13 protein-coding genes are annotated in these 13,944 nt (G+C 68.1%); 6 read left to right on the forward strand and 7 right to left on the reverse strand.

Annotated elements, in window-relative coordinates; all coding sequences use genetic code 11:
- Positions 1–169: 169 nt before the first annotated feature.
- Genes QN350_RS03655 through QN350_RS03665 form a run of 3 tightly spaced genes read left to right on the forward strand, consistent with a single transcriptional unit; the run spans position 170 to position 2,024 of the window.
- Positions 170–766: a DUF6230 family protein gene (locus QN350_RS03655; RefSeq protein WP_322139505.1), complete on the forward strand. Its 597-nt coding sequence runs from the start codon at positions 170–172 to the stop codon at positions 764–766.
- A 32-nt stretch (positions 767–798) separates the two neighbouring features.
- Positions 799–1,260 carry a DUF6114 domain-containing protein gene (locus QN350_RS03660; RefSeq protein ID WP_322139504.1) on the forward strand — a complete coding sequence of 154 codons (462 nt, stop codon included), beginning with the start codon at positions 799–801 and terminating at the stop codon, positions 1,258–1,260.
- Entirely contained in the window at positions 1,257–2,024 is a 768-nt protein-coding gene (locus QN350_RS03665; RefSeq protein WP_322139503.1) for a hypothetical protein, read from the forward strand. Before QN350_RS03660 ends, QN350_RS03665 begins: the two co-directional genes overlap by 4 nt.
- A gap of 74 nt (positions 2,025–2,098) precedes the next feature.
- On the opposite strand, the gene QN350_RS03670 is transcribed toward QN350_RS03665, so the two are convergent.
- From QN350_RS03670 to QN350_RS03680, 3 genes are read right to left on the reverse strand one after another with little or no spacing between them, the layout of a single operon-like run.
- Positions 2,099–3,376 (reverse strand): MFS transporter, encoded by a 1,278-nt coding sequence (locus QN350_RS03670; protein ID WP_322139502.1) that lies wholly within the window; start codon positions 3,374–3,376, stop codon positions 2,099–2,101.
- Positions 3,377–3,429: 53 nt separating this feature from the next.
- Positions 3,430–4,209, reverse strand: coding sequence for a PspA/IM30 family protein (locus tag QN350_RS03675; protein WP_322139501.1), 780 nt, complete (start codon positions 4,207–4,209; stop codon positions 3,430–3,432).
- On the reverse strand, positions 4,206–4,790 hold the full coding sequence (locus tag QN350_RS03680) for a hypothetical protein (RefSeq protein WP_322139500.1): 585 nt from the start codon (positions 4,788–4,790) through the stop codon (positions 4,206–4,208). The genes QN350_RS03675 and QN350_RS03680 overlap by 4 nt, the downstream gene beginning before the upstream one ends.
- Before the next feature lie 272 nt (positions 4,791–5,062).
- Between QN350_RS03680 and QN350_RS03685 the strand changes: the two genes are divergently transcribed.
- A complete protein-coding gene (locus tag QN350_RS03685; protein ID WP_322139499.1) occupies positions 5,063–8,341 on the forward strand; it encodes an EAL domain-containing protein in 3,279 nt (1,092 codons plus the stop codon).
- Positions 8,342–8,360: 19 nt separating this feature from the next.
- Here QN350_RS03685 and QN350_RS03690 read toward each other — a convergent pair whose 3' ends face one another.
- The 3 genes from QN350_RS03690 to QN350_RS03700 form a co-directional block, all read right to left on the reverse strand.
- Positions 8,361–9,071, reverse strand: coding sequence for a hypothetical protein (locus QN350_RS03690; RefSeq protein WP_322139498.1), 711 nt, complete (start codon positions 9,069–9,071; stop codon positions 8,361–8,363).
- 146 nt (positions 9,072–9,217) lie between these two features.
- Positions 9,218–9,841 carry a response regulator transcription factor gene (locus tag QN350_RS03695; protein ID WP_322139497.1) on the reverse strand — a complete coding sequence of 208 codons (624 nt, stop codon included), beginning with the start codon at positions 9,839–9,841 and terminating at the stop codon, positions 9,218–9,220.
- Positions 9,838–11,070, reverse strand: a complete 1,233-nt coding sequence (locus tag QN350_RS03700) for a sensor histidine kinase (RefSeq protein WP_322139496.1) — start codon at positions 11,068–11,070, stop codon at positions 9,838–9,840. The genes QN350_RS03695 and QN350_RS03700 overlap by 4 nt, the downstream gene beginning before the upstream one ends.
- A 224-nt stretch (positions 11,071–11,294) precedes the next feature.
- On the opposite strand from QN350_RS03700, the gene QN350_RS03705 reads away from it, so the two are divergent.
- Entirely contained in the window at positions 11,295–12,365 is a 1,071-nt protein-coding gene (locus tag QN350_RS03705) for an ABC transporter permease (RefSeq protein ID WP_322139495.1), read from the forward strand.
- Positions 12,362–13,045 (forward strand): ABC transporter ATP-binding protein, encoded by a 684-nt coding sequence (locus QN350_RS03710; protein WP_322139494.1) that lies wholly within the window; start codon positions 12,362–12,364, stop codon positions 13,043–13,045. The genes QN350_RS03705 and QN350_RS03710 overlap by 4 nt, the downstream gene beginning before the upstream one ends.
- Positions 13,046–13,073: 28 nt before the next feature.
- Here the strand turns inward: QN350_RS03710 and QN350_RS03715 are convergent, their stop codons facing one another.
- Positions 13,074–13,856: an SDR family oxidoreductase gene (locus tag QN350_RS03715; protein ID WP_281534562.1), complete on the reverse strand. Its 783-nt coding sequence runs from the start codon at positions 13,854–13,856 to the stop codon at positions 13,074–13,076.
- Between the last annotated feature and the right edge of the window lie 88 nt (positions 13,857–13,944).

Consider the following 13,944-nt stretch of genomic DNA (forward strand, 5'->3'; position numbering starts at 1 on the left):
CCCTCGAACCGCCCGTTCCGACTCGAATGCCCGGTTAGCGCCGCAGGGAAAGCGTTGCCAAACCGTGATGTCTACCAAATCAGGCTATTAGTACACTCGTCAACAGCGCTTATTGGTTGGCGAGTCAATAACGACCTGCCGGACTGTTTGCCCAGATCAAGGAGGATCTATGAAGTTCACCAAGCTCACCGGCACCCACGCCGGACGGATCGTGCTCGCCGCGGTTCCCGTGGCCCTGCTGTCCACCGTTCTCATGGCCGGAGTGGCCAACGGCGCCGTCCCCGTCTCGTTCGCCGTGTCGGGAGGCCAGTTCAAGATCAGCGCATCACAGCTCGACGGAACTGGATTCTCGCAGTACGGCGGTGTTGCGAAGGACGGCAAGACCGGGGCATACCACCCGGTCGCGATCGCCAACATCGGCACCGCGAGCCTGGCCGACCTGTGTCAGTCTGTCGTGGCCGACACGCCTCTGGGCAAGGTCGGCCTGCTGATCGGTGCGGGCGGCGGCGGCAAGCCGGCGACCGCAACCGACTTGCAGATCGGCATGACCGACCTCAAGGGAGACGCAACGTTCGGCAACATCCGCATCGGCGTCGACGCTGCCTCAGTGAACACAGCCGCCAAGGGCACCGCGGGCGACTTCGCCCAGGATGCTGCCACGATCAAGGTTGCCGGGCTCCAGCAGACGGCGTGGAGCACCCAGGCCTCGGTGTTCACCCTGAACGGCATGCACCTGCAGTTGACCAACGGAACTGAGTGCTTCTAATCGAAGCACCCCGTCACCACGGAGGAGACCGGATGAAAACCAGCACGTGGGCCACATTCACTGGCTGGTGCCGTCAGAGACCGTTCGTCGGTGGCATCCTCGTCGTGCTGGCCGGAGTGGAGATGTTCTTCTCCGGCCAGCTCGACGTCGGCTCGATCCACGTGCAGGTCGGGGTCGAAGGCATGCAGGCCATGATCATTCCGGTGATCGTGGTGCTTGTGGGCATCCTCGCAATCGGGATGCCCGTCCACCGGATCTTCTACGGTGTGATCGCGCTGGTGTTCTCGATCTACTCGCTGGTCGGCGTCAACCTCGGCGGGTTCTTCGTCGGCATGATACTGAGTGCGGTGGGCGGCATTCTGGTCGTCGCCTGGATGCCGAAGCCCACCAGGGCGGGAACCGCCGTCGAGCTGTTCGCGAGCCCGGTCGACGAGCCCGCAATCCAGTTGGGCGAGCTCGTCGAAGAACGCTCGCGTCCGCGGCGTGCCCTGTGATGCGCCGCCGCGAGACCTCCCGCGATCTGCGACCGCGCGTCGTCGGCGTCTGGCTCGTGCTGTCGCTGTCGGCGATCGGGGCTGCGGCGATTCCGGCGCCGGGCCAGGCCGTGCCCTGCGATCTGCTCCTCGTCGACTGCGGCGTCCCGACGCCGACGCCCGCGGCGACGACTTCGCCGACCGCTGACCCTGGCGTGGCGGATGCGATCCCCACCACCGTCCCGACATCTCCGGTCGATCCGGCACCTGTCGTTGCACCGATCCCGGTCCCCACGACCGGGCCGACCGTGGACGTCACGGCTCCGGGCCTGATCACTCCGGCCGCAGCGGCGGTCGTCGCCGCGCCAGACCCGAACGCACCCGTGTTCGGCAACCCGGCGGCGCACCTCGGCGCATCTTCGATGACCATCACCGGGCTCACCTCGGTGACGGTCGTGACCGTGTCGCACGCAGACGGTACCTCAGCGCCCGTGCTCAGGATCATGGCCGATGACATCGTGCTGACCGACGCCGTCATCGACGTTGGGGCGGCGTCCGGGTCCGGGCTCGTCACGAGCTCCCCGCGGATGGAATTGCGCGGCAACGTGCAGGTCTACCTGGACTCGATCACCACGACGCTGGCCGACGGGACAAGCGTCACCTTCGGACCGGCCACTCCCCCATCGGGCGGGCTGCCATCGGCACTCGGCACAGTGACACTCGGGCTCGTCGGCACCGTGGCGGATTCCATCGGCTACGGCCAGGCGCACCAGAGTGTGAGCTGACGCCGCCGACCAGAACAGGGCCGGTCACGTGAGGTGACCGGCCCCGGGCGCATTCCCTTTGCCTCGGCCGGAGGTCAGCGCGCCTCGGGTTCCTGTGGCGCGGCATCCGCCGGCGGGGTGCCGATGGTGTCGGCCGGATCGTGCTGGCGCCGGCTGGCAAACAGGAACGGGATGCCGATCACCTCGATGAGGCCGCCGATCACGAGCGACGTTCCGTAGCCCCAGAGGTCGGCGGCGCGGCCGAGTGCCGGTTGCACGAAGACCCCGCCGAGGCTGCCGAAGAGGGAGTCGAACGATAGCACCGTCGCGCGCTGCTTCGACGGGATCATGTCATTGAGGTACGCCTGCCGCACCGGGCCGGCGACGGCGAAGACGAACCCCCAGAGCACCAACAGCACGATCGCGAGCCAGAAGAGGCTGGTGAGTCCGAGAGCGAGGAGCACGATGATGCTCGTGACGGATGCCCCGATCACCGTGGTGGTCCGCTGGTGGAACATTCCCCGGATCCGCGGGGCCAGCACCCCACCCGCGACCTGCGCGAGCGAGAGCACGGCAGCGGTGAGACCGGCGATCGAGTACGCCGTCGGGTCGCCGGAGAGCACGAGCAGGTAGGGCTGCAGGGCGTAGAACGCGTAGACCCCGACCCCGGAGGCGAAGGGCGCGGACAGGATCACCCACCGGACCGAGCGCTTCCGGAGGCCGTGCTCGATCGACTCGGCGAGAACGGTCCTGGTCGCCTTCACCGGTCCCTGGGATCGATCCGGAGTGAATCCGAGGTCCTTCATCACGACCGCCGCGAACACGAGCATCACGACGAGCACCCCGGCGCGCAACAGGAAAGGGACGCCGAGATTGGTCGCCTGAGCGATCGCGCCGCCCAGGACCGACCCGGTGAACATCGCGATGCCGGTCACGACGAGTCCCCTGCCGAAGACCGCCTCGAGACCGTCGGTGTACCCGCTGAAGGTCAGCGCATCGACGAGCCAGGCATCCACCGCGCCGGAGAAGAACGTGAAGCCGAGCCCGAGAAGCACGGACACGAGCGCCCACCAGCCGAAGGGCGCGTGCCAGAACCACAACAACCAGTAGAGCGCGGTGGTGACCGAGAGCGTGATCGTGCCCAGCAGGTAGGACGCCTTCCGCCCGACCGTGTCCGCGACGACCCCGGTCGGTATCTCGAAGAACACCATCCCGGCGGTGAAGAATGCGTTCGCGGCGAAGGCCTCGAAGTTCGACAGGCCGGCGTCGAGCAGGAACAGGGTATTGATGCCCCAGATGAACGACGCGGCCAGGGTGTTGCCCAGCAGGAGGGTCAGATAGATCCTTTGCACGCGCCGCGCCGCGGGGTTCATGGTCGACCTGGTTCCTCCCCTTCTGCCTCAGGGTTCCCGCTTCGCGTTCTGTCTCAGGGGGCGTCCGGCCCCTGCCCGATGCTCAACCACGCGTCCGGTCCCCCGCGCGCCGGGCGCGCACGGCCGTCGGGTTGCGCGGCGCGGGCGTTCTTCAGCTCCTGAAGCTGGCGCTCGACGGATGCCTGGCGCACCCCCGCGGACAGCTGCCGGTCAAGGTCCGCGTCCGCGGGCGCCGTGAGATCGTTCAGCACACCTCGGGCGAGCAACTCATCGGTCGCTGCGGCACGCGCCTGCATCTGCGCGACCCGGTCCCTGGCCCGATCGAGGTTGGCGCCGACGTCACCCAGATTGGAACCGATGCCGGCCGCGGCCTCATTCGCCCGGGCCTGGGCCTCGGAAGCTGCATAGGTGGCCTTGAGGGTCTCCTTCTCGGTCCGGAACGCGGTGACCCGTTCGGACAGACGCCGCTCGTTGTCCTGCAACTGCGCCTGCTGGCGTTCGAGCGAGGCATATTGCTCACGAATGGCGCCGACCTGGGTTTCGAGGTAGGAACGCCGTTCGAGAGCGGTCCGGGCGAGGTCCTCGCGTCCCTGGTCCAGGGCCTCCTGGGCCTGGTCGGCCAACCGTTGGTACCGGGCGCCCATCTCCTGCCCCTGCAGCTCGATCCGTTTCTTCGCCGTCGTCACCTCGGCGAGTCCCTGCCGCACCTGCTGGAGCATCTTGAGCTGCTGCTCGTAGCTGTCGTCGAGAGCTTCGCCGGGGTCTTCCAGCCGGTCGAGTGCACGCGAGGTCTTGCTCCGGAAGATACTGCGAAGTCGAGATGAGGTGGTCATGAGTACTTCCTCCCGGTCATGTCACGGTGATCGTGCCCATTGAGTGCGTGCAGTTCCCGGACCCCGGCGTCCAGGGCTTCGACCTCGCGGTCGAGTTCCGCACGCAGCGCCAGCAGGACATCATCGGTGAGGTCCCCGCGCCCGCCGGCCACGGTCGCTCGCAGCCGACGAACGAGCCCGGCGACGTCGTCCACCCTTCGTCTAGCCAGTGGTAGTTCCTCGGCGAGCACGACGGCATCGGTTTCGCTCGTCAGCAACAGCAGTTGTGCGTCGAGGACAGCACCTTCATTCTTGATCCGGCGGAACAGGCGGGGAAGCTCGCCCCGCGGCCCGTCACTGCCCAGCGCGAGGTCCACCGCGGACTGACCGCTTCCGAGAGTGTCTCGCAGTCGGATGCGGAGTCCCACGACCTCGCGCTGCGGTCCCCGGCTCAGGGCCGCCCGGGTGCGCAGTGCCGCACGGGCCACGACGCGACTGCGACGCATGCGTTTGTACAGCATCCGCACCACGACGATCGTCGTGCCCACGGAGACGACCATGATCGCCGCCAACGCCAAAATCACCGCGGCCACCGCTGTCATGCCGGCCACCCTGCCCTTCCTGTTCATCCCAGGAGCCAGACCCCGTGCTCCACCGAATAAAATACGCTCGGGTCCACCGAATTGTCTGTAGCTGGTGCGAATTCTGCCGATACCGGTCTCGCCGGCCATTGCCCCAAACGGGGGGCACGATGTGCGAGGATAGGTCAGGAAATCGCGGGGCCGTCGTCCCGCAGTCAGGGGCGACATGCATTGGCACACTGTCGTCACCCATTCGCCGCGGCGCGCTCTTCCCCCTGAACGCGGTTGAGCCCGTGTTCGACGTAGACCGTCTCCACGGCGATCCTCTCTCAGAGACCCGGTGGGCGGCCGACGCTCCCGCCGCCGTTCGGCTGCAGCGGCCATTCGTGCCCGCCGGTTTCGGCCTCATCGCCTATGGGACTCCCGATGGGAGGGTTCTGGGCGCCAACCTCATCGCGACCAGTCAGTTGCATCTGGTCTGGGACGATCAGCTCGGACGTACGCCCGAGGCGCAGAACTGGAATCCCATCGACGAGTGGGGTGCCCCGATCGCCCTGCGTGATCTGCCAGCGCTGTCGGCCCTGCGCACGGGAGCGCCGGTAGCCGAAACCTTGATCGGACTGTTCGTTCCCGGCGATGACACAGACCCGGCTCGTCTGGCCTGGTTCAGGATTTCGGGGATTCCGGTCGTCGACGAGGCCGGTGCGACCGTGGGCGCCTTCGCCCTTCTGGACGAGGTGACCGACACGGCCGAGGGCAGGGCGGCAACCAACACCGTGCTCGCCGGGTACCGCGCCCTCGCGGACAACGTGACCGACTTCGTGCTGCGCACCGACCTCGACGGCGTCGTGTCGTGGGCCTCTCCCTCGACGACCCGGGCGATCGGCTGGGCCCGCGACGCCCTCGTCGGAAACCCGCTGTCCTGGCTCTGGCCTCCCGGCCACCAGGCGGATGCCGCGGAGTTCGCCGGCCTGGTCGCCCGCGGGACAAAGGCGCACGGGCGCATTCGCGTGCTTTGCACGGATGGTTCCGACCAGTGGTTCTACCAGTCGTCGAGCCCCGTTCTTGCGCCGGACGGCACCGTTGTCGGGGCCGTGCACGACTTCACCGGCATCGACGAACTCGTGGCGGCCGAAAAGTCGGCGTGGACCGACCGCAAGACCCTGCACGCATCGCTGGCCGGACTGGGCGACCCGTACGTGCTCGTCCAGGCGGTGCGCAACTTCAACGGGACCGTCATCGATTTCCTGGTGGACGAGGCCAATCCGGCGGCCTGTGCCTTCCACGGGTTGCCGGAGGGGCAGTTCATCGGCGGCTCGCTGCTCAACCCCATGCCGGCGGCGATCTCCGGGGCGCTCGGAGCCCTGTGCGCGGAGGTCCTCGAGCAGGGCGTCCCCTGCCATCGCGACGGTTTCCGGGCCTCGTCACCTCACGGCAACCGGCCGGACCGGTGGTATGACTTCCACGCCGCTCCCGTCGGCGACCGGGTGTCCGTGATCTGGCGGGACGTGACGGAGCAGCACCTCGCCGTCCAGGCGCTGCAAGATTCGGAGCAGCGTTACCGGCTGCTCGCCGAGAATGCCTCCGACGTCGTACTCATGGTCGACTCCGCCGACCGGTACGTCTGGTCTTCGCCGTCCCTCGAGGAGGCACTGGGCTGGAAGCACGATGACCTGCTGAATCGCACATCCGCCGAATTCGTACATCCCGACGACGTGCCGGGCGTGCAGGCGGCCCGCGCTAGACAGAACGATGGAGTGCGGCGCCATAGTCCGTTCCGGGTTCGGCGCAGCGACGGCAGCTATCGCTGGGTCTCGACCGTCACGCGCGACCTTCACGACGCGGCAGGCCGGACCACCGGTCGGGTGATCTCCCTGCGCGACGTGCACGACGAGACCGTCGCTCGGCAGTCCCTCGAGAAGTCGGTTGAACTGTTCCGGGCCGTGCTGACGTCATCGACGACGGGCATGATCCTCTGTGACCTCACCGGACGCATCCAGGTCGTGAACGAGGCCTTATGCGCCATGCTCCTCCGTGACGAAACCTGGCTTCTCGCCAGGTGCACAGACGAGCTGGTGCACCCGGACGACCGGGCGACCGTGATCGCGGCGCGCGCTCTCACGATCGCCTCGGCAGCTCAGACTCCCTTCAAGGAGCTGCGCCTGGTCAGGGCCGACGGAGCCGTCATCTGGGCACGCCGGACCGCGTCGGTGATCCGGACCAGTGCGGGCATACCGGAACGTCTGGTCGTGCAGCTCGAAGACGTCACGGCCGAGCACGAATCCCGCGAGGAACTGCAGTTTCAGGCGCACAACGACCGGCTGACGGGGATGCACAACCGGGAGTGGATCCTCCGCATTCTTGAGCAGGACCTCGAGGAGTCCCGGGATTCCGGGCTGGCCGTCGGAGTGTTGTTCATCGACCTCGACAACTTCAAGCTCGTCAACGACTCGCTCGGCCATGTCGCCGGCGATGAGGTGCTCGCCGTGATCGCAGACCGGATCGCGTCCGCGATGCTCCCCCACGACCGGGTCGGACGCTTCGGCGGTGATGAATTCGTGGTCGTCGTTCCGAACGCATCCGAACCCGCGGATGTCGAACGTGTCGCGGTGAACATCACGGCCGCACTCAGCACCGAACTCTCGATCCACGGACACCGGATCATCCCTACGGTGTCGATGGGAATCGCCCTGTCAACGGGCGGGTCCACCGCGGCCAGTCTTCTTCGGGACACCGACTCCGCGCTCTTCCGCGCCAAGAAGTCGGGCAGGGCCCGGTGGCAGTTCTTCGACGACACGATGCACTCCCAGGCGATGGACCGACTCACCATCGAGGACGAGATTCGGATCTCGCTTACAAAGGGCGATTTCGTCGTCTACTACCAGCCGATCGTCGCTCTCCTCGATCGCTCCACCGTCGGCTATGAGGCACTCGTCCGCTGGCAGCACCCCGTGCGCGGACTTCTCGCACCGGCCGATTTCCTCCCGATCGCCGAAGAATCCCGACTCATTCTCGGCATCGATCGATTCGTGCTCGACCAGGTTTGCTCGGTCCTGGCCGCCGATCCCCACGGTACGACCACGATCAGCGTCAACGTGTCCGCCGTCGATCTGGCCCACGAGTCCTGGGCCGAGACCTTCACGTCGACCCTCCGGAACCACGGCGTGGACCCCTCCCGACTCATCGTCGAGGTGACCGAAACGGCCGTGCTGTCGCTGCGGCCATCCACCACCGGGAGCCTCGACGCGGTCCGCGATCTCGGCGTCGGCCTGCACGTCGACGATTTCGGCACCGGATTCTCCTCAATCTCGCTGCTACGCGACCTCCCGGTCACGGGACTCAAGCTCGACGCGAGCTTCGTCGCCGGCCTCGGCGACGACAACCGTGGCGTCGACGCATTGGCCGCCGGTCTCGCAGGACTCGTTGCGCACCTCGACCTCACGGGTGTCGCCGAAGGCATCGAGACGGAGACGCAGGCGCAGACCCTCCTGTCGCAGGGTTGGCTGCACGGTCAGGGCTATCTGTTCGGGAAACCGGCGCCGTGGCCAGGACAGGAACGGCCGGCCCGGTAGCTCGAGGGCCTGGGCAGCTCTAGCCGATCCGCGACAGGCCGATGAGGACCATGTCTGCACTGTTCCCGTTCAGGCAGGTCTGAAAGACGAGGTCGTGACCGTGCGGAACATCGCTGACCATCGCGGTTCCCGCGCTCAAGGTACCGATCACACCGGTCACCCGATAGACACCGGCGTCGATGCCTGCAAGGCGGATCTGCGCCCCGGTCCACCGGGGGAAGAGTTCCCCGCCGCAGCCCCAGTGCTCGACGAGCATCGGCGTACCGTACCAGGCCGTCGTGTCCACGAGCCCGGAGCACAGATCGATCTCGGACTGCCGGCCGGTGAGCGTGACGGTGGACGTGAAGTCGTCGCCTGTGGTCGACGGAGGCTGGAAGGGGACGGCACCCCGGTCGACGATCGCCGGGGAGGCGAGCACGTCGACGCTGACCTCAATCCCGGAACCGTCCGCGCTGTCGAGGCCGCCCACCAACTCTGCGGGACCAGGGAGCATCTCCACTGCGGCGCTCACGACGGAAACGGGTGCTGCCGACGTTGCGGTCACGTGGCGCGCGGCTCCGAAGACGCAGACTGCGGCGATGAGCGCCGTCGCGACGCAGAAACCACCGACGATGAGGACCCGGGCCCTGACCGACTGGCTGCTGTCGCGCTGCGCATCTCTCGTGGGGTACTCCGGTCTCGGAATGCCGGCGTGCCGTGCGGCATCCGGCAGGCGCCACGGACCCGCCAAGCCCCACCGACCATCGAAACCAGTTCACGTTCACTGATCGATCAGGCTTCGTTCACCCGTTGTTCACCTTTCCAACATAGACCGTTAACCGTTGGACAGGGCGTGACCGCGCCCGTCACGTCCGGGCCGGCTGCCCGAAGGCCGGATCAGCGGATGAGCCCGGCCTGGCGCGCGGCCGCGACGGCCGCCGTGCGACTCGTCACACCCAGCTTGGGAAAGATATGCGCGAGATGCGACTTGACGGTGGTTTCGCTCAGATGCAGCAGCCGGGCGATGTCCCCGTTGCTGTGGCCGTCTGCGACCAGCGACACCACCTCGAGCTCGCGAACGCTCAACGCGGACTGGGCCTCGCGCACCCGCGCCAGGAGCCGGGTGGCAACGGCGGGCGCGAGCGCCGACTGACCGGAGGCAGCGGCGATCACGGCGGCGATGAGATCGTCAGGCGGGGTGTCCTTGAGCAGGTAGCCCGCTGCGCCGCTCTCGATTGCGGTGACGATATCGCTTTCGGCGTCGTAGTTCGTGAGGATCAGCACGGCAGGAGCGTTCTCGAGCGCACGGATACGCTGCGTCGCCGCGGCGCCCTCGAACTGGCCCTGGAACTGCAGGTCCATCAGAACCACGTCAGGTCTCAGGCGCACGGTCTCGGCGAGCGCCTCGGCGGTCGTACCGACCGCGGCGACGACAGTGACCGATGATTCCGTGTCCAGCAGGGCGAGCAGTCCGGTGCGCATGATGGGATGGTCGTCGGCGATCAGCACCCGGATGGTCATCGGGCGAGCTCGAAGCTGGCGACGACGCTGGTCCCGTGCCGGTTCCGGTCGGCATCCGCTCGGGTGCTTTCGACCGTGAGCGTCCCGCCCAGCTCAGCGACACGCTCGCGCATGGCGTGCAGGCCGAAGGTGTTGCGGGCGGCAGCGGCGCCGACAGAGGCGGGAGCGACCTGCGAGCCATGCTCGGGGTCGAAGCCGACTCCATCGTCGACGACGTCGAGAATGACTTCCGAATCGAGCCGGCTCAACGTCAGGTCGATCCGGCCGGCCTGGGCATGCTGCACGGCGTTGGCCAGCGCTCCCTGCGCGATCCGGAGCAGGGCCGTTTCGAGCCGCGTCGGCAGCAGGCCGATGTCCCCGGAGATCGTGACGTTGACCGGGACTCCACCGGCCGCACCCGTCTCGACGGCCAGCCGGCGGAGCGCCTCGACCAGCGTGGTCTGTCGCAACGCCGGCGGGGAGAGCTCGTCGATGAAGGACCGGGTTTCGCCGAGGGCCTGGGTCGCGGCATCCCTCGCCTGGCCCAGGCGCAGGCGCACGGCGGCACTCGAATCGGCGGAGCGCTCGGCCGCGTGCAGCAGCAGGACGATGCTGGAGAGGCTCTGAGACACGGTGTCGTGGATCTCACGGGCCAGCCGGCCGCGTTCATCGAGCACGCCCGCGGCCCGCTCGGCCACCGCGAGCTGGGCACGGGTGTCCTGCAACTCGGCGATCAGCCGGTCGCGCTCTCGGGCTTCCCTGGTGAGGGAGCGGTAGGCGAGCCCGATGACGACGGCGACCAGCGCGCCGATCACCGGGCCGATCACGCCGCCGACGTTGAATCCGCGATGCAGGCCGAACGCGATGATCGCGATCCCGGTCGCGAGGGCGACCGCTGCCGGGCCCGTCCAGCCGGGCAGAAGGTGCAGGTAGATGAAGAAAAGCGGGAAGAGCAGGTAGATCGCCTCGGGGCTGAAGGCCGTGAGCACAACCCACTCGAGGCTCAGCGCGGCCGTCCAGGCCAGTGCCCATCCGGGCAGGGAACGGCTTGGGAGGTTGTGGGCGACCAGTGTGCCCGTCGCGTAGGTTCCGAGCAACACGGCAGCCAGGCAGATGATGACCCCCGCGGCAGGCATCCCCGCCTGCCCGGCCGTCGCGACGACGAGCACGACGAGGCCGAGCACCAACAGGTGCAGGCTCACGCGCAGCCCCAGGAAGACGGAGTCGAGTCCCGAACCGTGCGCGGTCATGGCGTTGCTACTCTCACTCGGCGATCACCAGTCCACCGTACGGGGAATCGGCAGGGACGGCATCCTTCGAAAGGTGTAACGGATGCTCCGCCCTTCGTCGCCGAAGGACCGTTCCGGTGCACGATGACCGGGCGTTCAGTTCTCGGCAGAGTGGTCAGTGGCGGGCACGGGCTCGCCAGCTGCAGCCGGTCCCGTGGCGGGACCGGCGTGAAAAGGAGTCCTCTGTGTACGTAGCGTGGCGCGATCTGAGATTCGCCAAGGGGCGATTCGTCCTCATCGGAACCGTGGTGACCCTGATCACCCTGCTGGTCGGATTCCTGTCCGGCCTGACCGGTGGCCTGGCCGACCAGAACATCTCTGCGATCACCGGCCTCGGTGCCGATCGCATCGTCTTCTCCGCCCCGGTCGCGGACGCGGAGCGCAGCTTCGCCGACTCCGCGGTGACCGAAGCGGATGCGCTCCGGTGGCGCGAGCAGGCCGGGGTCCGGGAGGTGCATCCCCTGGGGATCAGCCAGCAGAAGGTGTCGGCCGGTGACAACCAGGTCGCCGTCGCCTTGTTCGGCAGCGCCTCCGGATTCGGTTCCGGAAGCGCATTGGAGAGCGGGCACCTGACCCTCCCTCGGACGGCCGCGACGAAGCTCGACGCGCAGGCAGGCGACACGGTCACCGTCCTGGGTTCCACCTTCGTCGTAGACCGGGTCACCGACGATACCTGGTACTCACACACGCCGGTCATCTGGATGGCCCTGGCCGATTGGCAGAAGCTGGCTGCCACGACCGGCAGCGCAGGCGCCTATGCCTCCGTCCTGGCCGTGACCGCCTCCGGAACCGACTGGGCCGCCGCGGACACGGCAACCGGTACCTCCTCGGCCGGCGTGCTCCAATCCCTGACGGCGCTGTCGGCGTTCCGTTCCGAAATCGGCTCCCTGCTCCTGATGGTCGCCATGTTGTTCGGCATTTCCGCCCTCGTGGTCGGTGCGTTCTTCACCGTCTGGAGCATCCAGCGCCAACCGGACGTCGCCGTCCTGAAGGCGCTCGGCGCATCCAACCGGATGCTGGTCGGCGACGCCCTGGGACAGGCCGCCCTCATCCTCGTCCTAGGCGTCGGGCTCGGCATCGGACTGACCGCCCTGCTCGGCGCACTGGCCGGCACGGCGTTGCCCTTCGTGATCAGCCCCCTGACCACCCTCCTGCCCGGTGCGGCGATGATCGCGCTGGGTCTCGCCGGCGCGGCATTCGCGCTCCGTTCCGTCACCACCGCCGACCCCCTCACCGCCCTCGGGAGCAACCGATGATCACCCTCGACAACATCACCCTGACCTTCCCGGATGGCGACAGGAGGGTCACCGCCGTCGACGACGTGAGCCTCACGGTCGAACGCGGTTCCGTGGTCGGGATCACCGGCCCCTCCGGCTCGGGAAAGTCGAGCCTGCTCGCCGTGGCATCGACCCTGATCAGTCCGGACAGCGGGACCCTGCGCATCGGCGACGTCGATGCCACGGCCCTCTCGCTCACGGACCGGGCACAGCTGCGCCGGGAGAGCATCGGCATCATCTTCCAGCAGTCGAACCTGATTCCCTCGTTGACCGCCGAAGAACAGCTCGTCGTGATGGGGGAACTGGACGGGCCTCGCCGGGGTCGCGGGGCCCGCAACGCCGCACGCGTGCGGGCCGGGGAACTCCTCGACGCGGTCGGCCTCGCCGATCACCGCGCCAAGCACCCGGCGCAGCTCTCGGGAGGTCAGCGCCAGCGGGTCAATATCGCCCGGGCGCTCATGAACGAGCCGAGCGCGCTGGTCGTCGACGAGCCCACCAGTGCGCTCGACCAGGAGCGCGGTGCCAGCATCCTGGCCCTGATCCTGCGGCTGACCGCGGAGTTCGACACCGCCACGATCCTGGTCACCCACGACCAGCGCCTGCTGCCGCTGATGAGCTCGGTGCACTCGATGGTCGACGGCGCGCTCTCAACGCGGTGACCGCCCGGTCTCGCGACCAGGCGGTTCGCTACCAGGTGGTGTCGCCCCGGATGATCACGTCCGAACCGCCGTCGATGAAGATGACCTGCCCACACAGGTGGGCGTTCTCCTCGCCGGCGAGCCACGCCAGGAGGTAGGCGACGGAGCGCGGTTCGAAGATCCCGTTGAGGGGCATCGGAACCATGGCGGCCATCGCCTCGCGCTGCTGCGGCGTCTTGATCATGTCGGACGTCATCGGGGTGTCCACGACCCCGGGTGCGATCGCGTTCAGGGGAATCGAGGCGCCGGCCCAGGCGTCCGTCGCCGCGTTCCGGCGGATCCACAGGGCCAGGGCGCGCTTCGTGGTGCCGTAGATCAGGGCGCCGAGTTCCTCGCCACCAGCCTCGAGCTCGGCGGCGCGGGCCAGGGCATCCGTTTCGTTTCCCGCGAGGAGCGCGGCGAGCAGGATGTCGTCCGGCGGGAAGAGCGAGGCCATCGATGCAACGGCGACGGCGCGCGGGGCCGCCGAGCCGGCCAGCAGGGGGCGCAGGCCCTCGAGCGTCGCGATGGTTCCGAAGTAGTTCACGGCCACGGTGGTGGCCGTCGGCGTGGCCAGACCGGCGACGGCCAGCACGGCGTCGATCGTACCGCCGCTCAGTTCCGTCACCTGCTCGACGAGGGACGCGCGCCCTGCCGCGGTGGACAAATCCACGACCACGTCCGCATCATGGACATCGACGCCGATGACGGTCTCACCGCGCTCGATGAGAAGTTCCCTGGTCGCCTTCCCGATGCCGCTTGCCGAGCCGGTCACAACAGAGGTACGGGGCATGGGAGCGACCTTTCAACGGTGAATCGGGCACGGTGTCCACGATGCATCGTGCCCCCTGGACCGGGAGCACACAAGGGCGCCGAGTAGG

The organism is Cryobacterium sp. 10I5 (assembly GCF_035019865.1).
GTDB lineage: Bacteria > Actinomycetota > Actinomycetes > Actinomycetales > Microbacteriaceae > Cryobacterium > Cryobacterium breve_A.